Source organism: Pseudomonas sp. SM4 (assembly GCF_051913165.1).
In the GTDB taxonomy this organism is placed as follows: domain Bacteria; phylum Pseudomonadota; class Gammaproteobacteria; order Pseudomonadales; family Pseudomonadaceae; genus Aquipseudomonas.
Map to the genome: position 1 here is coordinate 114,698 of NZ_JBODOE010000018.1, position 26,792 is coordinate 141,489.

Below are 26,792 nucleotides of genomic sequence, written 5' to 3' on the forward strand. Positions count from 1 at the left end.
GACAGATCTTGTGGAAGCGTCGCCGATAATTGCCGGAATCGTTGCATTTTGCGGGTTTAGTGCGCAACCGTCATCCGTAAAGTGTACATCCCCGGGATTTGTGTCATGGCCACTGGCCCCATCGCTGGCAAGCCAGCTCCCACAGGGTCCAGTGCTGACCACAAATTCTGTGAACCCCCGCAATCCTTGTGGGAGCTGGCTTGCCAGCGATGAGGCCCTGGCAGACGCTGAAGATCCTGAGCGGTACTTGCATCTTCCCCCTTGCGACCGCATAACTTAAACCATGAATCTGCCCCTCCCCGCCGACAGCGCTCTGGCAGGCTTTCACCCTGCCGTCAGCGCCTGGTTCCGCAAGACCTTCCCGACGGTCACGGCCGCCCAGGCCCGCGCCTGGCCGTTGATCCGTCAGCGCCGCTCGACTTTGATCGCCGCGCCCACCGGCTCGGGCAAAACCCTCACAGCCTTTCTCGCCGTGCTCGACGACCTCGTCCACCGTGGCCTGGAAAACCCCGACGGTTTGCCCGACGAAACGCTCGTCGTGTATGTCTCGCCGCTCAAAGCCCTGTCCAACGACATTCGCATCAACCTGCAAAACCCATTGGCGGGGATCACCGAACAGCTGCGGCAGATGAACCTGCCGGAAGTCCACATCACCACCGCCGTGCGCACCGGCGACACCCCGCAAAAAGAACGCGCCGCCATGCGCAAGACCGCGCCGCACATTCTGGTGACCACGCCGGAGTCGCTCTACGTGCTGCTCGGCTCGGAATCCGGACGAAAAATGCTCGGCACCACGCGCACGGTGATCATCGATGAAATCCACGCCATGGCCGCCGGCAAACGCGGCAGTCACCTGGCCTTGAGCCTTGAGCGCCTGCAAGCGCTGTGCGCCGAACCGCTGACGCGCATCGGCCTCTCCGCCACCCAGAAACCGGTCGAAGCCGTAGCGCAATTCCTCGTCGGCCATGATCGCCCCTGCGAAATCATCGACATCGGCCACGCCCGGCCACGGGATCTGGGTATCGAAGTTCCGCCCGTGCCGTTGTCGGCCGTCATGGCCAATGACGTCTGGGAACTGGTCTACGACCGCCTCGCCGAACTGGCCCGCGAGCACCGCACCACGCTGATTTTCGTCAACACCCGACGCCTGGCCGAACGCCTGAGCCGACACCTCAGCGAACGCCTCGGCAAGCACGCAGTGGCGGCGCACCACGGCAGCCTGGCCAAGGAGTTTCGCCTCGACGCCGAACAACGCCTCAAGCGTGGCGAGTTACAGGTGCTGATCGCCACCGCTTCGCTGGAACTGGGCATCGATATCGGTGAAGTCGATCTGGTCTGTCAAATCGCTTCACCGCGCTCCATCGCCGGGTTTCTGCAAAGAGTCGGCCGTTCCGGACACCAGGTCGGCGGCACGCCCAAGGGCCGTTTGTTCGCCACCACCCGCGATGACTTGATTGAATGCGCCGCCCTGCTCGACTGCGTGCGCCGTGGCGAACTCGATACCCTGCACATCCCCGTCGCGCCGCTGGATGTTTTGGCGCAGCAGATCATCGCCGAGGTCAGCTGTCAGGAGTGGTCAGAAGACGCCTTGCTGGCGATATTCCGCCAAGCCTCGCCCTATCGCGATCTCGACGAAAAACACTATCAGGCCCTGCTGAGCATGCTCGCCGAAGGCTACAACGGTCGCCAAGGCATCCGCAGCGCCTACCTGCACCGCGACGCCGTCAGCCGCACCTTGCGTGGCCGCCGTGGTGCGAAACTCGCTGCCGTGACCAGCGGCGGCACCATCCCCGACAACGCCGATTACAGCGTGATGCTCGAGCCTCAGGGCCTGAACATCGGCAGCGTCAACGAAGACTTCGCGGTGGAAAGCATTGCCGGCGATGTGTTCCAGCTCGGCAATACCTCCTACCGCATCCTCCGTGTGGAAACCGGCAAAGTGCGGGTCGAGGATGCCCACGGCCAGCCACCGACCATACCGTTCTGGCTCGGCGAAGCACCGGGGCGCAGCGATGAATTGTCGTTCGCCGTGGCGCGCCTGCAAGCGCAACTCGACGCGTTGCTCGGCGCCAGCCCCGGCGACCTGCAACCGGCGCTCGACTGGCTGACGCAGACCCTCGGCCTCAACCTCGCCAGCGCCGAGCAATTGGTCGAATACCTCGCCCGCGCCCGGCAAACCCTCGGCGCCCTGCCCTCGCAGGACACGCTGTTGATGGAGCGATTTTTCGACGAGTCCGGCGGCACGCAACTGATCATCCATTCGCCGTTCGGCAGCCGCATCAACCGCGCCTGGGGTTTGGCCCTGCGCAAGCGTTTCTGCCGCACCTTCAACTTCGAATTGCAGGCGGCCGCCAGCGAAGATGCGATCGTGCTGTCGCTGTCCACCAGCCACAGCTTTGAACTGGATGAGATCTGGCGCTACCTGCACAGCAACAACGCCGAGCACACGCTGATTCAAGCGGTGCTCGATGCGCCGCTGTTCGGCGTGCGCTGGCGCTGGAATGCCGGCGTGGCGCTGGCATTGCCGCGTTTTACCGGCGGCCGCAAAGTCGCGCCGCAGTTGCAGCGGATGAAAAGCGAAGACCTGATTGCCAGCGTGTTTCCCGATCAGATCGCCTGCCTGGAAAATCTAGCTGGCGAACGCGAAATTCCTGAGCATCCGTTGATCGAGCAAACCCTAGACGACTGCCTGCACGAGGCGATGGACTGCGAAGGCTGGCTCAATCTGCTGCGACGCATGGAGCGTGGCGAGGTGCGTTTGATCAGCCGCGATTTGCCGGCGCCCTCACCGCTCGCGGCGGAAATTCTCAGTGCTCGGCCTTACACCTTTCTTGACGACGCGCCGTTGGAAGAACGTCGCACCCAAGCGGTGATCAACCGGCGCTGGAGCGATCCGCAATCGACCGACGACCTCGGTGCGCTGGATGCGGACGCGATTAACGCTGTACGCGAAGAAGCCTGGCCGTCGCCGAATGCTGTGGATGAAATGCACGAGGCGTTGATGAGTCTGGCGTGCATCAGCGAGGCTGAAGTGCGAGCGAACGAAGGCTGGCGTGGATGGCTGGAAACGTTGGCCGGCAGCGGTCGCGCCTGCCGATTGCAGGTCGATCCCGAACATTGTTTGTGGCTGGCCCGCGAACGCCTGACCTCCCTGCAAGCTCTTTATCCACAGGCCAAAGTGCAACCTGAGCTGGAGGCGTTGCCGGGATTCGATGAGGTCTGGACATTCGATGAGGCGCTGGTCGAAGTAATCCGCGCGCGCCTCGGTGGGTTCGGCCCACTGCCGTTACCCGCCATAGCTGAACCGCTCGCGCTGCCAACCGCTCAAGTCAATCAGGCCCTCGCCCAACTGGAGCGTGAAGGCTACGTGCTGCGCGGCCAGTTCACGCCGAAACTGAACATCGAGGAATGGTGCGAACGGCATCTGCTCGCGCGTATTCATCGCTACACGGTCAAGCGTCTGCGCCGGGAAATCGAACCGGTGGCGTTGCAGGATTTCATGCGCTTTCTGTTCGACTGGCAGCATCTTTCGCCCTCGACTCGTGGCCAAGGCAGTGCGGTGTTGCCGTCGATTGTCGGTCAGTTCGAAGGCTACGCGGCAGCGGCCTCGGCGTGGGACAGCGATATTCTTCCGGCGCGTCTCAAGGATTATTCGCCGAGCTGGCTGGATGACCTGTGCCGTAACGGTAAACTGGTGTGGACACGCCTCAGTGCCCGGCAAAAAGTCAGCGGCACGGCGTTGCGCAGCACGCCGATCGTGTTGCTGCCGCGCAGTCAGGTCGGCCTTTGGAGTGCGCTGGCGGAACAGACGCCGGTGAGCGAACTGTCGCCGAAAACCCAGAAAGTGTTTGAAGCCTTGAGTCAGCACGGTGCGCTGTTTTTCGATGAGCTGATTCATGAAGCGCACCTGCTGCGCACCGAGCTGGAAATCGCCTTGCAGGAGCTGGTCGGTGCCGGCCTGGTAAACGCCGACAGCTTCGCCGGCCTGCGTGCGCTGATCACCCCGGCGAGCAAGCGCCAGCAGCGCAGCAGTCGGCGTGGACGCGGCGCGTTTGTCGGTGGCATGGACGATGCCGGGCGTTGGGCGTTGTTGCGGCGCGGGACGGCGGTGGATAACAGCGAGACGCTGGAGCATGTCGCGATGACGTTGTTGCGACGTTACGGCGTAGTGTTCTGGCGCCTGCTCGAACGTGAGGCGGATTGGTTGCCGAGTTGGCGGGAATTGCTGCGCACCTTTCATCGACTGGAAGCACGCGGCGAGATTCGTGGTGGACGGTTTGTCAGTGGTTTGGCGGGGGAACAGTTTGCCTTGCCCGAAGCCATTCCACTGTTGCGCGAGGTACGGCGGCGGCCGCATGACGGCAGTCTGGTGGCGGTGTGCGGAGTGGATCCGTTGAACCTGGCCGGGACGTTGTTGCCGGGGGTGAAGGTGCCGGCGTTGGTGAGTAATCGGTTGGTGTATCGTGATGGGTTGCCGGCGGCGGCGGAGATTGCCGGCAAGCCGCAGTTCTGGCTGGAGCTGGATCCGATCTCTATGGAGCAGGTGCGCGGCAAGCTGATCCGGCATTGAGGTTTGGCTGCCTCGGCCTCATCGCTGGCAAGCCAGCTCCCACAGGGTTTTGGGTGACGCTGGAATAGAAGGCACACCCCAAATCACTGTGGGAGCTGGCTTGCCAGCGATGAGGCTAGCACTAACACCAAAAAATCAACCGGTTAAGTCCGCGACTCCTGCGGCACCTCAGTCGCAACCACCTCTCCCTCGTGCACCTGCCGCTTCGGCAACAAAACCTGCTGTGGATAAGTCTGCGCGAAATGCACCGTCTCGGTGTTATCCACAAGCTTCTTCAAACGCTGATTGAACGCTCGGCTCACCGCATATTGCCCGCCCGACACCGTGCGGAATTGCGCCGTCAGCACCACACCGTTCAAATCCATCCGATCCACGCCAAACACGTCCAGCGGCCCTTGCAGGTTGTACTTGAGGAACGGATCTTCACGGATCGAATCGCCGGTCTCGCGGATCAGCTCGATGGCTTTATCGACATCCGTGTCATAGGTGAACTGCACCGAGAAAAACGCATAGGCAAATTGCCGCGATTGGTTGGTCACCGCTTTGATCTGGCCGAACGGCACCGAGTGCACAAAGCCTTTGCCATCACGCAACCGCAGGGTGCGGATGGTCAGCCCTTCGACCGTGCCGGCATGCCCGGAATCAAGCACCACCCAATCGCCAATCGACAAGGTGTCTTCGATGATGATGAACAGCCCGGTGATCACGTCCTGCACCAATTGCTGCGAACCGAAACCGATGGCCAGACCGACCACACCGGCACCCGCCAGCAGCGGCGCCACATTGATCCCCAGATTGGCCATGGTGGTGATCGCGCAGATCACCACGAGGATGATTTTGATCGCGTTGCGCAACAGCGGCAGGATGGTTTTCACCCGCGTGCTCGGCTGGCGCGCCGCGCGTTTGCTGACCGGTGGTTTCAGCGCTTCCTGAATCGCCGTGTCGAGCACCACCCACAACAGCCACGTCACCAGGAAGATCAGGCCAATGCTGCTCAGCGCGTTACTGATTGCTCGCCCGACCGTGCTGCTCTGGGCGAAATCGAGCAGCGACACACCCCAGATCCGCCCGAGAATGTCGATGAAGGCAATCGCGATGACGATCCGCAGCAACGCATGCAACAGGCTGAGAAAGCGTTCCTTGTAAGCGCTGCTGCGCTGGATCGCTTCGGCTTTTCGCGACTTGAACACGTGCTGCAGGATCGTGCTGAGAAACACCGTGCCGATCAGCAACACCGTAGTGAACAACGCGCAGCGCAGGGCTTTTTGATTGTCCTCGCCGATGCCGATCAGGTTCACTGCCGAGACCAGCACCATCAGCACAATCGGCCAATACCACAGCCCGGAAAAAATCCGCAGCGACTCCTGCATTGAGGGTTGTTTCAGCCGTTGGCTCAGCGGGCGATTACGGATCAGATGCGCCACCGGGCGACGCAGGCGAATCACCAACAGACCGAAAATCACCGAAGCAATCAGCCCGGTAAACACCGCGACACTGCTGGTGATATTGCCGCCCAGTTGACGGGCAATCTGCGGACTGGTCAGCGCATCGCTGAGGGCCGCGAGAAAGCCGATCAGGAACAATGGTTTTGGGCAGTAATCACGGATGATGCGCGCCGCCGGGCGCTTGTGGCCAACGTTGAACATCACCACTACGCATAGCAACATCGACGTGGAAAAGATGCCGCTGCTGGTGGCGTAGGCCAGGCACAGCGCCAGCGCACGCCCCACCGAGGCCTGCAGAAAGTGGCTGACGTAAAGGGTCAGCGGCAGGCAGATCAGCGCCGGCACCGTGTACGGCAGCAGGTAGCCGATCAGGTCCTGGCTGCGCTGCCGGGTGCGTAGCCAGCGGCCTTGGCGCAAGCGGTTGGCCAGCAGACCGCCGAGTACAGTCAGCAGCGCAAAACTGCCGAGCCAGACGCCGGACAAGGTGAGAAAATCCCCAGCGACGCTCCAACCCGAGCGGTTTGACGGCTGGTTGACCAGCCTGTCGACTTCATCGGCCGCACGGTCGGCGCGCAGGCGCCAGGCATCGACCAGATGTTCGTTGATGTCGAGTTTGTCTTGGACGTCGTCGATGCTCGAACTGATCGCACCGAGCAGACCGCCCTGCACGATGGGCTCAGGCTTTGCCGCCTCCTCGGTGGCGGCGGGAACGCCCGGCAGTGCGGCGGCCTCCAGTTCGTTGGTGCCTAGAAACAGCAGTGCTCCCAGCAGAATGGCGATCCTGAACTTGCTCAAAACTCCGATCTCCCGTGGCTGAACCTGTAAGGAACTGATCGATTTTTGTGCGGCAAGTTCAAGAGCCCCCTCACAGAGCACCGCCTCGGGCACTGATCGTTCCCACGCTCTGCGTGGGAATGCAGCCCGGGACGCTACGCGTCCCAACAGCGGACGCGGAGCGTCCATTGAGGCGTACCCACGCGGAGCGTGGGTACGATCAAGGAGCGACCGTCGGTAATGCCATCGAAACTTTCCCGAACCGTGCGCAGTCATCAAAAGACAGCGGCAACACGAGGGCTTTCAACGGGAGGGTGGCATGGCGACGATTCACATCGGTATTTCCGGCTGGCGCTACGAACCGTGGCGCGGGGACTTCTACCCAAAGGGACTGGCGCAAAAGCGCGAATTGCAATTCGCGTCGAGGGCGGTCAACAGCATCGAAATCAATGGTTCGTTCTACGCCCTGCAACGACCCGAACGCTATGCGCAGTGGTACGCCGAAACACCCGACGACTTCGTCTTCAGCGTCAAAGCGCCGCGCTTCATCACCCATATCCGCCGTCTGCGCGATATCGAAAAACCCTTGGCGAATTTCTTTGCCTCGGGGATTCTGCAACTCAAAGAGAAACTCGGGCCGATCCTTTGGCAATTTCCGCCGAACTTCAAATTCGAGCCCGAGCGTTTCGAGCACTTTCTCGCGCTATTGCCCCATGACACCGAAGCGGCTGCCGCCCTCGCCCACCAACACGACTCCCACCTGCACGGCCACGCGAGCATGAAAGCCTGGCGCAAAAAGCCGCTGCGCCACGCGGTGGAAATCCGCAACGACAGCTTCCTTGATCCCGATTTCGTACGGCTGTTGAAGCGCTACAACACCGCACTGGTGATCGCCGACACTGCCGATAAATGGCCGTATCGCGAAGACCTCACAAGCGACTTCGTCTATCTGCGCCTGCACGGTGCCGAAGAGCTTTACGCCAGCGGCTATACCGCGCCGGCCCTCAAGCGTTGGGCCGAGCGCATCGACGCTTGGCACCACGGCGAGCAACCGAAGGATGCCCACCTGATCGCGCCACGCTTGAAGCCACGCGCACGCAAATCCCGCGAAGTGTTCTGCTATTTCGACAACGACATCAAAGTCCGCGCGCCGTACGACGCCCGCGATCTGCTGCATCGTTTCGAACTGGATAAAGACCTCGCCACCACCCCCGGCGAACCCGCTGGCGAAGGAGTGCTGGCATGAGTATTCCAGAACCGGTCGGCTTCACCGATGAAGGCTCGGTCGCCGCGCCGTCGGTGCGCACATTCACCGTGCTGACGGTCAACACCCACAAGGGTTTTACCGCACTGAATCGGCGCTTCATTCTTCCGGAATTGCGCGAAGCGGTGCGCAGCGTGGCGGCCGACGTGGTGTTCCTGCAGGAAGTCCACGGCACTCACGAACACCATCCCAAGCGTTACAGCAACTGGCCGACGATGCCACAGTACGAATTCCTCGCCGACAGCCTCTGGCCGCAGTTCGCCTACGGGCGCAACGCGGTGTACCCGGACGGCGATCACGGCAATGCGTTGCTGTCGAAATTCCAGATCATCCGCCACGACAATCTCGACGTATCGATCAGCGGCCACGAGAACCGCGGCTTGCTGCACTGCGTGCTGCGCCTGCCCGGCGACGGTGTCGAGATCCATGCGATCTGCGTGCATCTGGGCCTGCGTGAAAGTCATCGCAACGCTCAGCTGAAGCTGCTCGGCGAACGCCTTGCCGAACTGCCAGATGACGCCCCGGTGATCGTCGCCGGCGACTTCAATGACTGGCGCCAACGCGCCGATGCGTTGCTCAAACCTTGTGGCCTGCGCGAAGTCTTTGCCGAGCACCATGGCAAACCGGCGCGCAGTTTCCCCGCACGCCTGCCGACGCTGCGCCTCGACCGAATTTATGTACGCAACCTCAAAACCAGCCAGCCGAAAGTCCTCGCCAACCGGCCCTGGTCTCACCTTTCCGACCACGCACCGTTATCGGTGGAGATCGAACTATGAACAGCGCGCCGCTGGAGAAATCCGCCGTGGAACCCATCAGCATCAACCCGCCGATACGCGAGCCCGGCCAGGTCGACGTCGAGTACCGCTGGCAGGGTGGCAACCGTGTGCAATTGCTGGAGAACGGCGAGGAATATTTCCCCCGCGTGTTCGAGGCGATGCGCGCGGCGAAAAGCGAAATCCTGCTGGAGACTTTCATCGTCTTCGAAGACAAGGTCGGCGCCGAACTGCAGGAGATTCTGATTGATGCAGCGAAGCGCGGCGTGCGCACCACCGTCAGCCTCGACGGCTTCGGCTGTGGCGAGTTGAGCACCGGCTACCTCGCCGCGCTGAGCGAGGCCGGTGTGCATTTGCAGATCTTCGACCCGGCGCCCAAGCACTTGGGCATCCGGACTAACTGGTTTCGTCGCCTGCACCGCAAGATCGTCGTGGTCGACGGCCTGATTGCGTTCATTGGCGGGATCAACTTTTCCGGTGATCACCTCGCCGATTTCGGCCCTGAGGCCAAGCAGGATTATTCGGTGGAAGTTCGAGGCCCGGTGGTCGCCGACATCCATCATTTCGCCCTTCTGCAAAGTGGTCGGCCGGGCCGTGCGCGGTTCTGGTGGCAACGCCGGCGCCAGCGGCGCGCGGAGATGGCCTTCGAAGACCACGACGGCCAGGTGCGTCTGGTATTCCGCGACAACGATCAACACAGCACCGATATCGAAGACGTCTATTTGCAGGTGTTGCGCCGCGCCAAACGTCGGGTGGTGATCGCCAACGCCTACTTCTTCCCCGGTTACCGCTTGCTGCGCGAAATACGCAACGCCGCGCGGCGTGGCGTCGATGTGCGGCTGATCCTGCAAGGCCAGCCGGACATGCTGGTGGCCAAACTTGCCGCGCGCATGACCTACGATTATTTGCTCAAGGCTGGCGTGCAGATTCACGAATATTGCCAGCGCCCGCTGCACGGCAAAGTCGCGCTGGTCGATGACGAATGGAGCACCGTCGGTTCGAGCAATCTCGACCCGCTGAGCCTGTCGCTGAACCTTGAAGCCAACGTGCTGATTCGCGACCGCGCGTTCAACCAGCACTTGTTCGAGCGCCTCGAAGACCTCAGCCAGAATCACTGCAAAGCCATGGACGCGAGCAAGTCGCCACGCGGGCGCATCTGGCACATGACCGTCGGCTTTCTGGTGTTCCACTTTCTGCGGCATTTCCCGGCGATGGCCGGTTGGCTGCCAGCGCACAAACCACGACTCAAGCCGTTTCGAGGTGACCGCTCATGAGCCATACCGAAGCGCACCCGAGCGGCCATTCGGCGCCCGCGACCCACTCGAAATGGAGCCGATGGAAACGCCCGCTGACCGTGTTGTTTTTCCTCGCACTGATCGTGTTGCTGACGATGTTCGCCACGCGAATCGAATGGGCCGAAGTGCTGCAAACCCTTGCTGACTTCAAGGTGCGCACGCTGATTATCGCCGCCAGCCTGACGTTGCTGAGTTTTCTGGTGTACGCCAGTTTCGACCTGATCGGCCGCACCTACATTCGTCAGGATTTGACCTGGAAACAGATCCTGCCGGTGGGGATCATCAGTTATGCGTTCAACCTCAACCTCAGCGCGTGGGTCGGCGGCATTGCCATGCGTTACAGGCTCTACTCGCGGCTGGGCGTAAGCAAAGGCAACATCGCCAAGATTCTCGGGCTGAGCCTGGCGACCAACTGGTTTGGCTACATGACCATTGCCGGAGTGGTGTTCAGCAGTGGTCTGGTGAGCATGCCGCCGGGGTGGAAAGTCAGCAGCGGCGCGTTGCAGGGCATCGGGATTTTGTTGCTGCTGGTCAGCGCGGGTTATCTCGCCGCGTGCCAGTTTTCGAAACGGCGTGAGTGGTCGATTCGTGGCGTGGAAATCAATCTGCCGTCGCTGCGTATGGCGGTGCTGCAACTGTTGCTGGGGGCGCTGAACTGGTCGCTGATGGCGGCGGTGATTTTCACCTTGTTGCCGGGCAAGCTCGACTATCCGTTGGTACTTGGCGTGTTGTTGATCAGTGCGATTGCCGGGGTGATCACGCATATTCCGGCGGGGCTTGGGGTGTTGGAGGCGGTGTTTGTCGCGCTGCTGCAACATGAGGCTTCACGGGGCAGTCTGGTGGCGGGTTTGTTGGCGTATCGGGCGATTTATTTTCTGTTGCCGTTGTTGATCACGCTGGTGATGTATTTGCTGGTTGAGGCAAAGGCCAAGGCGCTGCGAATAGAGAAGAAACCGAGGCATTAAGATCAAAAGATCGCAGCCTTCGGCAGCTCCTACCGAGATTGATGTAGGAGCTGCCGAAGGCTGCGATCCTTTGCTCTTCAAGATTGAATAATGCTCAACCGTTCGCCCACCACCATCTCGGTAATCCAGTCCACCAGAATCGATGTATACGCCTGCTGCGACACCGGCTCGCTCAACGCGTGATCGGCACCATCAATGATCCGGTGCGTCAACGAATGCGTCTGCTGGCACGCCGCGCGGTAACTCATGATCGCTGCGTGCGGTACGTAGTCGTCAGTTTCCGATTCCACCAGCAACACATCCCCGGTGAACTGCGAACACGCATGCAGCGCTCGGTTGCTGTCGGCGCGCACCAGCGTACTTCGATAATCGCGCAAATCCGCTTTATCCAGCTCCCGCTTGGGCGTGTGCCACTGCTCGTCGCGATACAGCGCCGGCACCCGCAGCGCCAGCCAGCGCACCGGGCGCAAAGACGTCAGGATTGCCGCCAGATAACCGCCATAACTGGTGCCCACCACGGCGATTGCCGACGTGTCGAGTGCCGGATGCGCAAGCAAGCGGTCGTAGGCCGCGAGCAAATCGCGCAAATTATCTTCGCGGGTGACACGGGTCAGCGGAATCCCGGTACCGCCAGTGTGCCCGCGCAAATCGAAAGTCAAACACACACAACCGAGCCCGGCGATGCCTTTGGCTCGCTCAAGGTCACGCTCCTGACTACCGCCCCATCCGTGAACAAACAACACCCCTGGGACTTTCGATTTGGGACTGAGAAATGTCCCGCTCATCTGTTCATCATCAATGTCGATTTGAATGCTTTCGCTTCTAGCCGTCATAGGATTTGACCGTTACGTATTTAAGGAGAAATTCACTGTTCTCGGCCGGGCCGCGATACACCTCGATGGCGTCCGCCGGCAGCGGCTGATCGATATAGGTTTCCACCGACGACACACGAATCGCGCGCATCCCCGGGTCGTTGATGAAGCTTTGCAGCGCCGCGACCTCAGCGCTGCTGGCGCCGCCCATGCGCCAGGATTGTTCGAGTACACCGCTGCGGGTTTTGCCGTCGCTGTCCAGCCCTTGGGCGATGTCGTAATTGCGGCGCGAGGCGTAAAAGCGTGGATAGGCTTCATCGGCGGCGCGGTCGAAAACCTGCGCCTGCTCGATGGCCAACCGCACATCATCGGGCAGCTCAAGCGCCAGCAAATCATCGTAACCGCCCTGCACGACCAACAAATTCGAGCCGCCGTAAACGTCTTCGCCGTGGGCGTCCTTGGTCAAGTATTGATCACCGCAGTAACTCAGGACTTTATCGCCGATGAACGTCTGTCCGACGCTGTGAGTGATGACGTCGCTCAAGTCCTGTTCCAGCACTACGCCGTCGCTGAACTGTTCTGCGCTGTCGGGGCGAGCGAGGATTTCGTCGAAAGCATCGAGGCTTTGGATCACTTCCTGACCACGGCCGGCACAGGCGTGAATCGGTTTCAAACGGATCGGCCCGTTGTACAACAGGTGTTCGGCGGCTGGCCGGGCATCCGCCAGGGAAAACACACTGAGCCCATCGAGCACCACGTTGCGCACTCGCTCGGAAAACAGCGGAGACCATCCTTGCGGCGCATGGGCCAGGTGACTGCGCAAACCGTGACTGATGGCTTTGGTGCAGATGAAATCGTGCTCGACAAAACCGCCCCACAAATCCTCCGGCCCCCTGATGCCCAATTCATGAGCGTGGGTAGCGCCGACGATGGTTTGTGTGGGCAACAGGTAGAGGTCCCGACCGCGGTGTTTTTCCGGGTCGTAACTACCACCGAATTTAAGCCCGAGGATCTGCGCCAGCCAACGGGCCAGGGCCTTGTTGGTCTGCACTTCGTGTTTCGGCGCGTCGGACCGCACCGAGTGGGCGACGACGATTTTCCTGCGGGGTGTCGGGGTCATGCGTCCCCCTTCCATCGGTTCGATGACTGTAACGGTGAAGGGTGCAGAGATCAGGCCAACGGCCGCTCTGCGAAAATCTGTGGCTAATCAAAAACTTAGCAAAATCATACTGGCACCACGCCTGCTTCAATCTGCACGACGCTCGATAAAACCTCGGCAATTTGCACGATTCTCCAACCCATGGAGAACCTTGTGGGAGCTGGCTTGCCAGCGATAGCGGTGGCTCAGTCACCGACGTATGAACTGAAAGACCCAATCGCGGGCAAGCCCGCTCCCACAGGATAATGCAGTGTCTGGACTAACGCATCAAACCGAATCGCGCCCGGTAATTACTCGGCGCCAGCCCGGTGATTTTCTTGAAAATCGCCCGGAACGCGCCAGGGTCCTGATACCCGACCGTCCACGCAATATGGTCGATGGTGCCATTGCTGAATTCGAGCATCTCGCGGGCCTTGCCGACGCGCAAATGCTGGCAATACTCGGTCGGTTTCAACCCGCTCGCCGCGCGAAACCTGCGCAGGAACGTACGTTCCTCAAGCCCCGCCCGCTGCGCCATCGCCGTCAATGAAACATCCGTCGCGCCAGTGCTTTGCAACCAGTGCTGGACCTTGAGAATAGCTGCATCGCCATGATTCAGAATCGGCGCAAAATTGCTCCCGCACTCACTGGCGCTGTCGCTGTGTTCGATCACCAGAAACCGTGCCGTGCCGGAGGCAATGCTCGGCCCGAGCAACCTGTCGACGAGGCGCAACCCCAGCTCCGACCAAGCCATCAAGCCAGCGGTGGTAATCAGGTCGCCGTCATCGACGATTGGCGTATCGGCTTTCAATTTGATCTTCGGGTATTGCTCGGCGAACGCCTTGGCTGATGTCCAGTGGGTGGTGGCGCTCCGGCCATCGAGCAAACCGCTTTCCGCCAACATCAGCGAACCGACGCAGACGCCACCCAGCGTCGCGCCACGGGCATGTTGATCGCGCAACCATTGCGCGAGGCTGGCCGGCATTTGCGCGGCGTTGAAGCCGGCAATTGACGGCGGAATCAACACCGCCAGCAGCTCACTTTCGGTATCGGGATGACTGTCAAAGACCCGCGCCGGCGGTTGATCACCGTCGACCTGCCAATGGCTGACCCGCAGTACCGGCAATTGCGCCGCCTGATGTTCAGCGGCAATCCGGTTGGCCACCCCGAACAGATCGGTCAAGCCATGCACCGCCGCCATCTGCGCACCGGGATAAATCAGCACGCCGAGTTCCGCGATGGCGGCTTTTTCTGCGCCCATTGTCAGTTTTCCCCTGTCTATTGTCGGTGCGGCCAATCCCCGAGTCGCTGACCAGCGCCAATACTGAGGCCACTTCCAGCCAACCTGTCGAGGACACCACCATGGCCAAGCAAGCGCTCATCGTAGTCGATATCCAGAATGACTACTTCCCTCAAGGCAAATGGCCGCTGGCCGGCGCCGACGCCGCTGCGTGCAACGCCGCACGACTGATCGAAACGTTCCGCACAGCAGGCGATTCAGTGGTCCATATCCGCCACGAATTCACCTCGCCCGATGCGCCGTTTTTCACCCCGGGTTCGGAGGGTGCCAAGCTGCACCCGAAAGTGCTCAATCGCGCCGACGAACCGGTAGTGCTCAAGCATTTCGTCAATTCGTTTCGCGAAACCGAACTGCAAGCGATCCTTGATGAACAAGGCATCAAGGAGCTGGTGGTGGTCGGCAGCATGAGCCACATGTGCGTCGACGGCATCACCCGCGCAGCGGCCGATCTGGGCTACAGCGTGACGGTGATTCACGATGCCTGCGCCAGCCGCGATCTGCAGTTCAACGGCCTGACCGTGCCGGCGGCGCACGTCCATGCGGCGTTCATGTCGGCACTTGGTTTTGCCTACGCCAGCGTAGTCTCCACCGATGAATTCATCAGCGCCCAGAGCTGATTGAGCGCACGGCAATACCTCGTAAACACTCAGGCCCGCCTCGCTGCGGGCCTTCTTTTTGGCTGTCATGAAAATCTCACGCGTGAGTCATTGATGGCCATTTGATTTGGTTGTAGTGTGGCTCACGCGTGAGAGGGTCATAACGGAGTCAGTGCCATGAAAAGCCGCTCGCCCACAACGAAGTCAGAGCGTCCAAAGGGAGAGCACTCGAAAGCGTCCGCGAAAAAACCGTCGAGCTTCTATATGAAGCAGATGCGCGCGGGCCTGGCGGCCGCCGGTTATGTGAAACACGAAACTTGGGTGCTTCCGGAAAACCGAAGCTTGCTCAAGCAGATGGAGCAACAGCTACGCCAACCGATTCTGGCTGGCTCATTCATGTCGGAGAATTACATGAGCGCAGGCAACAACTGGAACATCGATAGCCTCTTCAACGCCCTCAAGGCCCTGGACGAGGTGGCTTCGCAAGAGATCACGCTGTCGCTGATCCAGAGCTCCGAACCCAGCATCAAGCTGGAAATGAACGAATTCGGCGGCCTGCCGATTCACATCGCCCTGGCCGGCGCGCAGATCATCGTCGACACCGTGCTGGTGGACATCGACTCGATCTCTGACGTGCACGCCTTCAACGACGCCGTGCTGCGCAGCCGGGAAATGTTCCCGCTGTCGTCGATCGGGATCGAGTCGATGCCGAACGGCCAGACCGTTTACAACATGTTTGGCGCCCTCAGCGCCGACTCGAGCCTGACCAACGTGGTCACCGAGGTGAAAACCCTGGTCGACAACGTGCAGCGCGCGAGCGAAGCCTTCGAACACTTCTTCAAGTAATCCACAGGGAAAATCCAATGACTCAGTCCATCTGGAGCAAATTGTTCACCGCACTGCGCGGCGGTGCCAATGAAGTCGGCGAAGCCATCGTCGACCAGCAAGCCCTGCGTATTCTCGATCAGGAAATCCGCGACGCCGACACCGCGCTGTCGAACGCCCGTCGTGAGCTGGTCACCATCATGGCCAAGCACAAACTGGCCGCCGACCGCGTGAGCGAGTACGACGCCAAGATCAAGGATCTCGAAGCCAAGGCTGTCGCGGCCCTCAACGCCGGCCGTGAAGACCTGGCACTGGAAGTGGCGGAAGCGATTTCGACCCTGACCAACGATCTGGACACCGAGAAAAAACAAAGCGACGAGTTCGGCACCTACGCCGACAACATGCGCAAGGACATCAACAAGGCGGAAGCGCGGATCAAGAGCCTGCGCCAGCAAGTGGACATGGCCAAGGCCCGTGAAAGCGTGCAGAAAGCGCAGGTCAGCGCCTCGATCGCCAGCGGCGGTGCCAACGGCAAACTGGAAACCGCAGTGGGCACGCTGAACCGTCTGCAAGCCAAGCAACAGCAACGCGCTGCGGAGCTGAGCGCGGCGGACGAACTGGCCGACGCCTCGAGCGGCAACGATCTGGATCGCAAACTGCGCGACGCCGGCATCACCCCGAACGAAGGCAGCGCCAATGCGATTCTCGAGCGTCTGAAGCAAAAGTCCGCCCAATAACACCCATGTAGGAGCTGCCGCAGGCTGCGATCTTTTGATCTTGATCTCAAAAGACAAAATCAAAAGATCGCAGCCTTCGGCAGCTCCTACATGAGGGCTGGGCCGGTACACTAGCCGCGCTTTTTTGCCGACGAATACCTCCACCCGCTTCAAGGAATGTACCCATGGGATGGTTCAAAGATTTGCTGGGCAGCCACGCGGCGCCAACGCCAACCGTTGCCATCGGCCCGCTCGGGATGGCTCAGGGCAAAGGCCTCAGGTTCGATTCGACCTTGGCGCTGTTGCTCGACGGTTCGAGCTCGGTAAGGGTGCCTGTCGATCAGGCAATCTGGAGCGCCGGCTGGGTCGACCTCGGCCAGTCCAACAAACTGCACCGCTATTACACCAACGACGAGGATTTCTGGGTACAGATCCACGTCACCGGTGACGATCAGATCGAATCGGTGATCCTGTTCAATTACCTCAGCTATGTCACCGTCAACAGTGACGCTGAACTGCAGCGCCTGGCCGGCGCCAACAGCGCAATCGGCCTGCCGACGTATACCCACGAAGGTGTCGAGTACACCCGCGAATGGGGCACTGAACAAGGCCAGACCGAACTGGTACCGCTGACCGAGCACGTGGCCAATCCCGACGAGAGCTACACCGTCGAACATCGCTCGATGCTCTATGCGCGTGAAACCGGCTTGACCGATCGCCGTGAATTGCTGCTGTTCTCCGTCGAACAGGACGAAGAAGGCACCGTCAGCCTGAGCACTTCGCTGGGCATTTCGCTGTACACCACTGACTTGAGCACCATCTAAAAAGGAAGTTCTTCATGCTGGAAGTGCTGGCCGTTTCCCTGAACAAGACCGCTTTGGTCGGCTTCATCGTCTACCTGTTCGGCGCCGTAGTGCTGTTCATGCTGTTCCAATTCGTCTACACCCGCCTGACCCCGCACAAGGAGTTCGAGCTGATTCGCTCGGGCAACAACGCTGCCGCCATTGCGCTGTCTGGCGCAATCATCGGTTTCGCGATTCCGGCGAGCAATGTCATCGCCTTTTCGGCGAACGTCCTCGATTTCGTGCTCTGGGCCGTGATTGCTGCTGTCGTGCAGTTGCTGGCGTTCCTCGCGACCGGGCTGGTGCTCAAAGGCACGTCCCAGCGCATCGCCAACGGTGAAGTCGCTTCCGGCATCTACGTTGCAGCGGTGGCGATCAGCGTCGGCATGCTCAATGCCGCGTGCATGACACCGTCCAACTGATCGGCAGGAAGCCTTAGATGAAACGAAGCAAATACGTTCAGTTGTCCCTCGCCGCATCGGTGGCCTTGGCCATCTCCGGCGAAGTGGCCGCCGTCGATCAGCCGCGCAGTTTCCAGAGCGTGGAACAGTGCATCGATGCCGAAGTGGCCGCCGATGCCTGCTCGAACGCCTACGTCGCCGCTCTGACCGAACACCGGCGCATTGCCCCGGCGTACGACGACAAGGACAAATGCGATGCGGACTTCGCCGCCGGCTGGTGTCAGAAAAATTCCGCCGGCCGTTTCGTGCCCAAGCTTGGCGGCTTCAAGGTTGCGCAAAACGCTGAAGCAACGCAGGACCTCGATACCCTCGCCGATGCGCAAATGCCCGCAGGCGACGCGGCCGCGGCGCAAAATGTGCAAAGCACCTCGCACAGCTCCAGCGGCTCGAACAATGGTTTGCTCACCGGTTGGCTGATCGGCAACGCGATGAGCAACAATGCCAATCGCACGGTTTACCGCGATCGCGACACCCGGCAAACCTACGACACCTCGACGCAGTACCGCAAAATCGAAAGCGCACCGCGCAGCCAACCGGATTACGAGAGCACGAAAAGCAAACCGGTGAATGTCGCGGCGTCGACCTCCCGTGGCGGCTTCGGAAGCCAGTCCACTGCACGCAGTGGCTGGGGTGGCTGGGGCAGCAGTTCCGGTCGTTCGAGCAGCTGACCATGAAAAAGGTCCATTGCGCCGAGCGCCCCGACTGGAAACAGACTGCCGAGAGCCTCGGTTTCATGTTTCACACCATCGACGACGAGCCTTACTGGGACGAAAGCGCGTATTACCAGTTCACGCTCGCGCAGATCGAAAACGATCTGGAAGACCCGACCACCGAACTGCACGAGATGTGCATGGATCTGGTCGACCGCGTGGTCAATAGCGAGGAACTGCTGGATCGCCTGAGCATCCCGGCGCCGTACTACGACATGATCCGAACCTCCTGGCGCGAAGGTCATCCGCATCTGTATGGGCGCATGGACTTTTCCTACAGCGGCACCGGCCCGGCGAAATTGCTCGAGCTCAACTACGACACGCCCACCAGTCTTTACGAAGCGGCGGCGTTTCAATGGGGCTGGCTGGAACAATGCATCGAACGCGGGACCCTGCCGCCTCACGCCGACCAGTTCAACAGCATCGATACCAAACTGCATCAGGCGTTTGCCGAGTTGCAACTGAAGCGGCCGTTCTACTTTGCCTCGATGAAAGATTCGGTCGAAGACAAAGGCACCACGGATTACCTGCGGCTGATCGCGGAAAAGGTCGGCATCGAATCGCGGCACATCGATATTGAAGACATTGGCCTGACGGCTGAGGGGCGCTTTGTGGATCTGCAGGATCGCTGGATCCCGCACCTGTTCAAGCTGCATGCCTGGGAGTTCATCTTCCACGAACCGTTTGGCGCTGCGATTGCCGAGTGCGACACGCAGTTTTTCGAACCGGCGTGGAAGGCGATCCTGTCGAACAAAGGCGCATTGCCGTTGCTGTGGGAAATGCACAAGGGCCATCCGAATCTGCTGGCGGCGCATCTCGATCCGAACCCGGCCAGTGCGGTGCCCAAGGGCTGGGTGCGCAAGCCATACTTTTCCCGCGAAGGTGCGAACATTGAGTTGCAGACGGCTGAAGGCCTGATCGTCAAAGAGGACGGGCCCTACACGGATGCGCCCTTTATCCTGCAGGAATTTGCGCCGTTGCCGAAATTTGGCGACAGCTACACGCTGATTGGCTCCTGGGTGATTGGCGATCAAGCGGCAGGGATTGGCGTGCGCGAAGACAACAGCCTGATCACCAAAGACTCCAGCCGCTTTCTGCCGCACCTGATCCTCGACTGAACCACGCGCCCTGTAGGAGCTGCGGCACGCTGCGATCTTTTGCCTTTGTTTTTAAGATCAAAAGATCGCAGCGTGTCGCAGCTCCTACAGGGATCGCGTGTTCTGCAGGCACAAAAAAGGCCCGTCGTATAAGCGACGGGCCTTTTTATTTGCAGCGGTTACAACAGCAAATCAAAAAGGTAGTTTCCATAAGCAATAATCATTATAGATCAAAAACCCTCTGCACCCCTTATAATTCGAGGCTATAGCTAATTCATCAATGGTTTTTTTTTGAAAAATGTAAAGAACGCATCTGGATCAACGCTTGAGCGATATCAATCAGACTTACCTGATAAGTCGATGTAAAGATCATGCTTTACATTTTCCTGCTCGCTACTGGCCTACGGAGACAGATATGCGCCGCACGCTTGCCTGGCCTAGTGCTTTCGGTATTGGGTCACAACCTGAGAATCCTGCCATGAACGGTTATTGCTCGATATCACGAATTGCCTGAGGTACGGAATCGGCTAGTTGAGGCGAGAAATAGGGGTTCAACTCATCAACCTCATCTGGCCAGGCTGCCTCTCGGCGATAGCGCTTATACGTGGGCGATCCAAAGCGGCTCTTCCCAATTCATCCTAATAAGCGCTATCGCCAATTTTGTTTCATTCGACGACATAAAATAGTATCTGTTTTTTAAAAGGGGACATCACTATAGTCTCTCTGGATATCGGGGTGATAAGCAGGTAGATAACCATTGTCCAGCAGATACTCTTTGCAATCGCCTCTCAGTTTCAACAAGAGCGAGGGGGTTTGAGCCAAGTTATCATTTATAATAATACGCGAAACTTTATCGAGAAATACTTCCTGCATTTCAAAACCACAGAAAGTCCGCTTAGCAATTGCCATAAGTTGATTGCGCAACTCAACATCATCAGTGCTTATAGAAAATGCACACTGCTTCCCATCATCTAACGTATCTACTGATACCGGCGTACAATAACCCTGTTGCACGGCGATCTCGTAATCATCCGATTGGGAACTCCAAATATCAAGCCAGCCATCAGCTTGGTCCGAAGGCAAAATTCGGTGCAACCCCAAGGTCGCGTAAATCGGTTCAATTGAAAGAACTGCCATATATCCCAACTGTTCAGGCAAGTCATTTACTAATAGGCTTTGTGTTATTACGCCCAGAGCAAACCCTCCCTCAGATATTGCTACTCCTCCACTAAACCCGCCCCGAGGGGTGCTTGAAATTATAAAGTGAGGATGTTTTGCATGCCACAGGCCGACTTGGGCATTCACCTCCCCACGAGCAGCTACCAAGTGCGGCTGCCGCGAAAAAGGAATAGGGGGATAGCCCATGATAATCACATCACTTAACACAAAATCATCTGCGCCTAGCCATTCGTCAATATGCGAGCCAAGAGGGACAGCTGGTGCATGACTTGGAATATTTGCCACTTTGAACACTGCAATATCGACATCCCCTGCTGCAAAAAAAGGCCCTTTAGAAAGAACTAAAATATCACTGTAATAACCTTGATCAATACCTATCTCCAATATTTTATTTCCTTCGACGACATGTCGAGCCGTTACAAAAGAACCTTCACCCACGTGAAAAGCCGTGCCAATCCCCTGACCTCCATCCGGCTTCTCAACTGCAACATAAGCAATTGCTTTAGAGTATTTTTTGTATAACTCGTAAGGCGACTCGGCGGACATTATAGTTCCTATAATTACTTTGAAATACACATAAAGCTATTGCACAACGAATTGCGCGTTCGCCCCCATACCTTACTGTAGCCCGACAAAACCATATCACACGCCTCTAGCCCACCCATCTGCATCTCGACAATTCAAGCGAGAGCCTTCACCTTCTCATATAAGTCGTACAGATGAAGCGCTGACATGTCCAGAATCGGCTCGTACATGAATGAGTTCAAATGGATATTTTCTGGCGTCATCAAATTTACCTGAGACAAGACCACAATCTGGCTGATAGCGAGAGGAAACGCTGCAACAAATTTACTATACAACTCAAATGTCTGATTTTTACTAATAGCATTAACAAATACAGGGTCGTTAATTTTAGCTATCATAAACTCTTCAGCTTTTAGCCGGATACCTATTGATAAAATAATTTTTGACTCTAACTCGACATCATCGTTAGCCCCAACTGCTAAGGCCTCTGCCTCATCATAAATAAGCTGTAACGCAAGCTCAGCCGAATTTGGAAGCGACAGAGTAGCTTGATCCAACAACGTAGCTTTAAATGTGGTCTCTAAGTCCCCAATTGTTAGTGTCTGACTATCTGGCTTTATATGCAACAATGATGTGAGTTTAAGGTAGTGCGGGCTAGCAACACCGTGACAGTACTCCGCCAAGTTCCTTACAAAAGGGATGCTGGCGACAAGAAAGGCAGAATTTTTTGCCAGCCCTGTCTTCCAAGTTGCGAAAGGATTATTTTGATATTTTTCTTGCACAAAACTCAACGCACCATGATTTTTCTTGGCAAATAGCCTACGACTTCTAGAAATTTGCAACCTACTACTTATCGCGCGGTGAAAATCAAAATTATGTGTTAAAAATACGAGCCTAAAAAATGGGACTTTTGAGATTTCGTTAAAGTATTCAATAATTGCGTACTTGTTCTTATAGTCGAATGAGTCAGCTATATCGTCAATCACTAGCAAAGTGTGCTGCTTTGACTCTAATCGAGCTTGAATTTCAAATAATACATTGAGTATATATAAAGCTCGCTTTTCACCCTGACTGAGAACCTGAAGGAGCTTGTCTTCCACGACGCTGCAAGTGCCTTGTCCGTCCTCAAACTCAAACACCACGTTAGGAGTCTCCCCCTTCAAAATGACATCTTGCTGGTTTTGTACTAATAGTTTGAAGGGTACGTAAAAACGCTCGTTAAACTGGGAGACCACAGCCGTCCACTTTGTCTTTTCCTCCTGTGCTTGCCGTGCCGTCTCGGCGATCACATCTTTTGCTGAAGAAAAGGCCGCGGCAAATGAACTTAGCGCGGGGTTGACAATATTAAAATAAGAGTTCCACACCTTTCTCCTGAACCCACTAAAGTCACCAAGCTCGGTAAGAATCTCCGGATGTTCAGTCAGGTACTCACGAAATTTCTTAAGCTCTGCATTTTTTTGAAGCTGCTTGTCAACGGCATCAAACTTAGCGGAGAGTTCCTTATCCCCCAGTATGCGCTGCTTCTCTGCTACAACCAGCGCTTCTAAATCCTTCGCTGAACTTATTTCTAATCTTTCACCACCATTCGAAATATTCAACGTATGGCTGGCATCAAAAAAACCATTGCTCTGTAGGCTCTTAGATACTTCAGCTGCACCGGTATGGTTAAATTTTTTGCTAAGTAGCGGAGACTTGTCAACAAGCTCCTGAAATTTTGACATGTACTCCTGCAATTGCTCATGCAAAGTACCAGCTCTGAACGCAGCAATAGTTTTGTCATTAAATATCTCGGAATAAACCAAGTCAGAAAAGCGAGTATCTCCATCTAAATTACCCGCCAACTCTGAAAAGAAATCATATGAATTCTTGAATTGAAATATCTCTTTGATTTCAGAAGCAGGTGATGTTTTTCCCGGCCAGCCAGAGACGTCCTTTAACGCCTTCAAAAGATCTTCTTGAGTTGATTCGATATTCCGAACCGCTTCCTCGTATTCGCTCCTCAACTTTGGGTTTACCAGAAGTGTTGAGGTTCCAGCACACGCGTAGCGCTCTACATATGGTTTGATCACAAAGACGGATTCTGGAGTGATCGGCGTAGCGGGATCGGAAGTGATTGACCTGCTAGTTGGACGCGCAGGGAATACCAAATCTAGACTGTCTCGCCCCTCCTGAAAATCCAGAAATGTTCGAGCCAACGATGTCTTCATGAAGCCGTTCGGTGCGTAGATGGAGAACGCAGAGCCAGGCGGAATTTCCGGGCTACCTTTTAGTTTTGGACTGCCTAGGAAGTTAAGCGATACTTCAAGTTGTTGTATACCGTAGCAATTCTTTAGTTTTATGCCTAAGACGTCCATATCCAGCTCTCCAGTTGGAAGCATCGTGAAATGTCGACACTATCGTTTTGCCATCACCCTGTCTATTCGCTGCCTATTGAGACCTTTTCCATGAGGCTATAATGTAACTCTCAGTTTTAAGTATCCTCCTTTACTTTTTTCGTCCTGCGCACAGAGATAATCAGCCCGCTCGCTGGACGCATGCCACAAGAAAAGGAGTTCGCCCCCCCCATGAGCGTGCGCTGATAAAATACCGCTAGCAACATCCAATTTTCCATGCTCTAGGGGTAGCAAATTGTTTAGGTTCCTTACCAACAGGAAATCCAACCAGATACAAAATTTTCACCGCTAACGACTCACTATTATCAGTACCCAACCTCACCTCCACGTCACGGGTCGCGTAGCGTATACCGACGCCTTGCGCTTTTAACCGATCCATGTACTCCTCTAGCTCACGATAAACTTCTATCTTTGCGGCTTCGCTGTAGTGCTCGACACAGTCTCGATAATCGTTAACGTAATCAGCCATCTCCGCGAATGTCTCTGCGGCATCAAGTTGTAAATCAAACGCCGGTTCCGTGATGCCTCCCCAAGAATCCTGAACTAGTCCAGCCAATTGTCTGCCATTCGAGAGAGGGAACGCCTCCAATGTAAGATTCTTTTTTTCAAACTCTGCCTTGGCTGCCGCGTGCTCATCTTCAGTAGGGATATGCATTGGCTTGCTTAGCAGATCAATATCTTCAAAACCGAACGCTTGGGCTATCGCACGTCGAGTATGAAGGCTCGCGGGCTTGCCTGACTCTGTACGCTGAATCGTACGGACGTTTACCCCGGCTATTTCTGCAAGTGTCTCTTGCGACCACTGGCGCATTTCTCGCCAAATTTTGATCAGCATTGCGAGTTCGTCAGGAGCAAGGAGACGAGGTTGAGAGGGAATATCATTCATAACTAAATACCAGAGTGATTACGAAGGAGACAGTGTGGAACTCCTACGCCTAGATCTACACGACAGTAGCCCGACAGCTACCTGACAAACCACTAGCGCCTTTTGCTGCCTCCGCAAAGAGAAATCCGGGCCAGCCTTCGAAATAGGTCTACGCGTACTTCTTTCATCTGTAGCGGCGGCACTGGTGCGTGGCATGAGCAGCGACATTGCTATTCCCGTCCGGGGGAGAAATCTCTAGCAGAACAAATGCAATCTATAGTCCCAAGGTCCCACTTCCGAGTGGATACCTACGCGAATATAGAGTGCAACCGCGCGTACATATCAATCAACGAGAGATAGCCATATGAGCATCAAACCTCGCCCGAAACCAATAGCTGAATCTTCTGGCAAGGAAGACCAGCGCCGGCGTGTTACACCCGAGAACAAACCCAAACCCCCCGATCTAGACGTACACAAGCACAAAAAAGTACGTGACCTGTAGAGCCTCGCCTTACATCGGGAGGCTCGTACATGTAGGCCAACGCCCGACTGGTGTATATAGCAGTGCGTTCGTCAGCTCGTGATCAGGGACGTAGCTGCCTATGAAAAAACAGGCTCGAATGGATGCCGGACGCTTACAAACGAGGCAAGTTAGTCAGACCGTGCATTGGACCCAGCTCCGCTGGAATATGGCCAACGAGCTGAGCGACCTATACAGAACCTAACTGGCTAAAGGGGCTTTCGCTAACTGAACCTGAATCTCTATCAAAAGACCTTGAATCAAACTTGCTGCGTAGCGCTGTGAGCCAACCATTTCATCTTCGTCACCACCATGAAACTGCGCGTAGGCAATTGCCCCCTCCCTTTCAAACCCTCGCTAAACTCATCGTTGCCAAAACAGTTTGCTAATGCCGTGAGCCCGGTTTTACAGCCTCGGGATGTAGGCCTGATCGACGCGACCAGCGTCCGGATGATTCTGGCCAGCTACACTCGAGCTGATTGCAGGCGCGGGCCGACCAACCATACGATTGACCAGGAGTTTGAATGGCTAGCAAAAAACAAATCGGCAACTGGACTACTGCGTGTAGTGCTTGCTGCGCTGTGTGCAACTGGCACCGCCCAGGCCGGCATCTTCAAATGGATCAAGAAAGAGGTGGTGCCCACCATCACCGGTGAGCGGCCGATTGTAATCAAGGACTACGTGAAGGTTTCCTCCGGTGCCACCCAGATCAAAATTGGCCAAGACACGGCAATGATCAAGATGGGAGGTATCACCGTTCAAACCGGCAAACTAAAACTAAGGCTCGCACAGGCGGCGTGTGTTTGGACGACCGGTGATGTGATGACCTGTGCACCAGATTTCATTGAGCGACAAATCAAAGTTCTGGCCGAGGCAGGCTATCAAGGTGTGCCGCCACCACCGGTTAAACCTGGTGAAGGCAAGCCATCCATCACCACTGAAGCTGCTGGCTCAACAACTGCCGGAAAAGCAAACACGGGTGGCGGGCTGAACTTTTCCGATTTGGACGGTGGCCCAATCGTTAATTGGGAGCCACAGGAATTTTCTGAAGGTTTTGATTTTAAAAATCCCGGCACCTCCACCCCCGCGGGGAAGCTGCCACCGTCACTTTTCTTTCACGACCTTTACACGCGTCGTGTAAAAGATACGAACAACAAACTCTGGCTCCAGATTTTGGGCAGAGCAGACTTGGCCAGGATGAAGGATAAGGAGGCTGGTATAGCCTGTTATTTTGCAACCGATAAGGCGTCCTACCTCGTCGACACCCAAAATCGTTTTAACGATCCGAATGGCTACGTCACTGTGGGTAGCACTGCGACGCCGTCCACTGATAGGGAAAGCGTACTGATTCAGCTGGTCATTCCATGGAGCGAACTTGAGGTGCCTAACACGGTGCAGCCTGGCTCCGATATGTTTACCCAGTGCTTTCTGACACTTGAAGGTGAACAAATGACCCACACAGACTGGATGCCGTTCTGACGCACCCTCCTTTAGTTCATCCTACGCCACACTCAGTGAATGGCAGCTTTTGGCCGTTCACTTCACCCTTACTCAAACACTAATTCCACGCTTTCTGCCAGCCTTCATACTCCAATAGCGGTCTGCGGGTCCCATCTGCATAGGCTCTTTCCGCGAGATGAAAATGTAGTAGTCAACTAATCCCGGACACGACGTTAAGTTTTTCTTCGGCCCGAGCTGGCGCCAACCCACCGTTGAATTGATGGGGT

The 26,792-nt window shown here is 57.0% G+C and carries 20 protein-coding genes; 13 read left to right on the top strand and 7 right to left on the bottom strand.

Annotated features, from left to right (window positions below):
* The first annotated feature begins 283 nt into the window (after positions 1-283).
* On the top strand, positions 284-4,570 hold the full coding sequence (locus tag ACQ4MY_RS26700; protein WP_440096998.1) for a DEAD/DEAH box helicase: 4,287 nt from the start codon (positions 284-286) through the stop codon (positions 4,568-4,570).
* 143 nt (positions 4,571-4,713) lie between these two features.
* Here ACQ4MY_RS26700 and ACQ4MY_RS26705 read toward each other — a convergent pair whose 3' ends face one another.
* On the bottom strand, positions 4,714-6,810 hold the full coding sequence (locus ACQ4MY_RS26705) for a mechanosensitive ion channel family protein (protein ID WP_440096999.1): 2,097 nt from the start codon (positions 6,808-6,810) through the stop codon (positions 4,714-4,716).
* A 298-nt stretch (positions 6,811-7,108) separates the two neighbouring features.
* On the opposite strand from ACQ4MY_RS26705, the gene ACQ4MY_RS26710 reads away from it, so the two are divergent.
* From ACQ4MY_RS26710 to ACQ4MY_RS26725, 4 genes are read left to right on the top strand one after another with little or no spacing between them, the layout of a single operon-like run.
* Positions 7,109-8,035, top strand: coding sequence for a DUF72 domain-containing protein (locus ACQ4MY_RS26710; protein ID WP_008081884.1), 927 nt, complete (start codon positions 7,109-7,111; stop codon positions 8,033-8,035).
* Complete coding sequence (locus ACQ4MY_RS26715; protein WP_440097000.1) at positions 8,032-8,829, top strand: endonuclease/exonuclease/phosphatase family protein; 798 nt, start codon at positions 8,032-8,034, stop codon at positions 8,827-8,829. Before ACQ4MY_RS26710 ends, ACQ4MY_RS26715 begins: the two co-directional genes overlap by 4 nt.
* Positions 8,826-10,100, top strand: coding sequence for a cardiolipin synthase ClsB (gene clsB, locus ACQ4MY_RS26720; protein ID WP_440097001.1), 1,275 nt, complete (start codon positions 8,826-8,828; stop codon positions 10,098-10,100). Before ACQ4MY_RS26715 ends, clsB begins: the two co-directional genes overlap by 4 nt.
* Complete coding sequence (locus ACQ4MY_RS26725) at positions 10,097-11,086, top strand: lysylphosphatidylglycerol synthase domain-containing protein (protein WP_008081887.1); 990 nt, start codon at positions 10,097-10,099, stop codon at positions 11,084-11,086. Before clsB ends, ACQ4MY_RS26725 begins: the two co-directional genes overlap by 4 nt.
* A 77-nt stretch (positions 11,087-11,163) precedes the next feature.
* On the opposite strand, the gene ACQ4MY_RS26730 is transcribed toward ACQ4MY_RS26725, so the two are convergent.
* The 3 genes from ACQ4MY_RS26730 to ACQ4MY_RS26740 form a co-directional block, all read right to left on the bottom strand.
* Entirely contained in the window at positions 11,164-11,919 is a 756-nt protein-coding gene (locus ACQ4MY_RS26730) for an alpha/beta hydrolase family protein (RefSeq protein ID WP_008081888.1), read from the bottom strand.
* Positions 11,909-13,018, bottom strand: coding sequence for a DUF3182 family protein (locus ACQ4MY_RS26735; protein ID WP_440097002.1), 1,110 nt, complete (start codon positions 13,016-13,018; stop codon positions 11,909-11,911). Before ACQ4MY_RS26735 ends, ACQ4MY_RS26730 begins: the two co-directional genes overlap by 11 nt.
* Positions 13,019-13,316: 298 nt before the next feature.
* Positions 13,317-14,297 (bottom strand): GlxA family transcriptional regulator, encoded by a 981-nt coding sequence (locus ACQ4MY_RS26740; protein WP_440097003.1) that lies wholly within the window; start codon positions 14,295-14,297, stop codon positions 13,317-13,319.
* 101 nt (positions 14,298-14,398) lie between these two features.
* Here ACQ4MY_RS26740 and ACQ4MY_RS26745 point away from each other — a divergent pair, with 101 nt between their 5' ends.
* The 7 genes from ACQ4MY_RS26745 (at position 14,399) to ACQ4MY_RS26775 (ending at position 19,604) form a co-directional block, all read left to right on the top strand.
* Positions 14,399-14,953, top strand: a complete 555-nt coding sequence (locus tag ACQ4MY_RS26745) for a cysteine hydrolase family protein (RefSeq protein ID WP_440097004.1) — start codon at positions 14,399-14,401, stop codon at positions 14,951-14,953.
* A 243-nt stretch (positions 14,954-15,196) separates the two neighbouring features.
* The gene (locus ACQ4MY_RS26750) at positions 15,197-15,778 is read left to right on the top strand and encodes a YjfI family protein (RefSeq protein ID WP_256677725.1); all 582 of its coding nucleotides are present in this window, start codon (positions 15,197-15,199) and stop codon (positions 15,776-15,778) included.
* Positions 15,779-15,795: 17 nt separating this feature from the next.
* Positions 15,796-16,494, top strand: a complete 699-nt coding sequence (locus ACQ4MY_RS26755) for a PspA/IM30 family protein (RefSeq protein ID WP_440097005.1) — start codon at positions 15,796-15,798, stop codon at positions 16,492-16,494.
* A gap of 164 nt (positions 16,495-16,658) precedes the next feature.
* On the top strand, positions 16,659-17,297 hold the full coding sequence (locus ACQ4MY_RS26760; RefSeq protein ID WP_008081894.1) for a DUF2491 family protein: 639 nt from the start codon (positions 16,659-16,661) through the stop codon (positions 17,295-17,297).
* A 14-nt stretch (positions 17,298-17,311) separates the two neighbouring features.
* The gene (locus tag ACQ4MY_RS26765; protein WP_158834188.1) at positions 17,312-17,737 is read left to right on the top strand and encodes a DUF350 domain-containing protein; all 426 of its coding nucleotides are present in this window, start codon (positions 17,312-17,314) and stop codon (positions 17,735-17,737) included.
* A gap of 17 nt (positions 17,738-17,754) precedes the next feature.
* Positions 17,755-18,444 carry a DUF1190 domain-containing protein gene (locus ACQ4MY_RS26770; protein ID WP_440097006.1) on the top strand — a complete coding sequence of 230 codons (690 nt, stop codon included), beginning with the start codon at positions 17,755-17,757 and terminating at the stop codon, positions 18,442-18,444.
* 2 nt (positions 18,445-18,446) lie between these two features.
* Positions 18,447-19,604: a glutathionylspermidine synthase family protein gene (locus tag ACQ4MY_RS26775; protein ID WP_440097007.1), complete on the top strand. Its 1,158-nt coding sequence runs from the start codon at positions 18,447-18,449 to the stop codon at positions 19,602-19,604.
* Positions 19,605-20,279: 675 nt separating this feature from the next.
* Here the strand turns inward: ACQ4MY_RS26775 and ACQ4MY_RS26780 are convergent.
* The 3 genes from ACQ4MY_RS26780 to ACQ4MY_RS26790 form a co-directional block, all read right to left on the bottom strand.
* Entirely contained in the window at positions 20,280-21,308 is a 1,029-nt protein-coding gene (locus ACQ4MY_RS26780) for a S1 family peptidase (protein ID WP_440097008.1), read from the bottom strand.
* Positions 21,309-21,442: 134 nt separating this feature from the next.
* A complete protein-coding gene (locus ACQ4MY_RS26785) occupies positions 21,443-23,641 on the bottom strand; it encodes a hypothetical protein (RefSeq protein WP_440097009.1) in 2,199 nt (732 codons plus the stop codon).
* 235 nt (positions 23,642-23,876) lie between these two features.
* A complete protein-coding gene (locus tag ACQ4MY_RS26790; protein ID WP_440097010.1) occupies positions 23,877-24,566 on the bottom strand; it encodes a helix-turn-helix domain-containing protein in 690 nt (229 codons plus the stop codon).
* Between the two features lie 811 nt (positions 24,567-25,377).
* Here ACQ4MY_RS26790 and ACQ4MY_RS26795 point away from each other — a divergent pair.
* Complete coding sequence (locus tag ACQ4MY_RS26795; protein ID WP_440097011.1) at positions 25,378-26,544, top strand: hypothetical protein; 1,167 nt, start codon at positions 25,378-25,380, stop codon at positions 26,542-26,544.
* Positions 26,545-26,792 lie beyond the last annotated feature (248 nt).

Bases quoted from the DNA above. Each gene is read 5' to 3' on its own strand.
- ACQ4MY_RS26700 (WP_440096998.1), top strand. From the start codon at position 284: ATGAATCTGCCCCTCCCCGCCGACAGCGCTCTGGCAGGCTTTCACCCT.
- ACQ4MY_RS26710 (WP_008081884.1), top strand. From the start codon at position 7,109: ATGGCGACGATTCACATCGGTATTTCCGGCTGGCGCTACGAACCGTGG.
- ACQ4MY_RS26715 (WP_440097000.1), top strand. From the start codon at position 8,032: ATGAGTATTCCAGAACCGGTCGGCTTCACCGATGAAGGCTCGGTCGCC.
- clsB (WP_440097001.1), top strand. From the start codon at position 8,826: ATGAACAGCGCGCCGCTGGAGAAATCCGCCGTGGAACCCATCAGCATC.
- ACQ4MY_RS26725 (WP_008081887.1), top strand. From the start codon at position 10,097: ATGAGCCATACCGAAGCGCACCCGAGCGGCCATTCGGCGCCCGCGACC.
- ACQ4MY_RS26730 (WP_008081888.1), bottom strand. From the start codon at position 11,919: ATGACGGCTAGAAGCGAAAGCATTCAAATCGACATTGATGATGAACAG.
- ACQ4MY_RS26735 (WP_440097002.1), bottom strand. From the start codon at position 13,018: ATGACCCCGACACCCCGCAGGAAAATCGTCGTCGCCCACTCGGTGCGG.
- ACQ4MY_RS26740 (WP_440097003.1), bottom strand. From the start codon at position 14,297: ATGGGCGCAGAAAAAGCCGCCATCGCGGAACTCGGCGTGCTGATTTAT.
- ACQ4MY_RS26745 (WP_440097004.1), top strand. From the start codon at position 14,399: ATGGCCAAGCAAGCGCTCATCGTAGTCGATATCCAGAATGACTACTTC.
- ACQ4MY_RS26750 (WP_256677725.1), top strand. From the start codon at position 15,197: ATGAAGCAGATGCGCGCGGGCCTGGCGGCCGCCGGTTATGTGAAACAC.
- ACQ4MY_RS26755 (WP_440097005.1), top strand. From the start codon at position 15,796: ATGACTCAGTCCATCTGGAGCAAATTGTTCACCGCACTGCGCGGCGGT.
- ACQ4MY_RS26760 (WP_008081894.1), top strand. From the start codon at position 16,659: ATGGGATGGTTCAAAGATTTGCTGGGCAGCCACGCGGCGCCAACGCCA.
- ACQ4MY_RS26765 (WP_158834188.1), top strand. From the start codon at position 17,312: ATGCTGGAAGTGCTGGCCGTTTCCCTGAACAAGACCGCTTTGGTCGGC.
- ACQ4MY_RS26770 (WP_440097006.1), top strand. From the start codon at position 17,755: ATGAAACGAAGCAAATACGTTCAGTTGTCCCTCGCCGCATCGGTGGCC.
- ACQ4MY_RS26775 (WP_440097007.1), top strand. From the start codon at position 18,447: ATGAAAAAGGTCCATTGCGCCGAGCGCCCCGACTGGAAACAGACTGCC.
- ACQ4MY_RS26780 (WP_440097008.1), bottom strand. From the start codon at position 21,308: ATGTCCGCCGAGTCGCCTTACGAGTTATACAAAAAATACTCTAAAGCA.
- ACQ4MY_RS26785 (WP_440097009.1), bottom strand. From the start codon at position 23,641: ATGGACGTCTTAGGCATAAAACTAAAGAATTGCTACGGTATACAACAA.
- ACQ4MY_RS26790 (WP_440097010.1), bottom strand. From the start codon at position 24,566: ATGAATGATATTCCCTCTCAACCTCGTCTCCTTGCTCCTGACGAACTC.
- ACQ4MY_RS26795 (WP_440097011.1), top strand. From the start codon at position 25,378: ATGAAACTGCGCGTAGGCAATTGCCCCCTCCCTTTCAAACCCTCGCTA.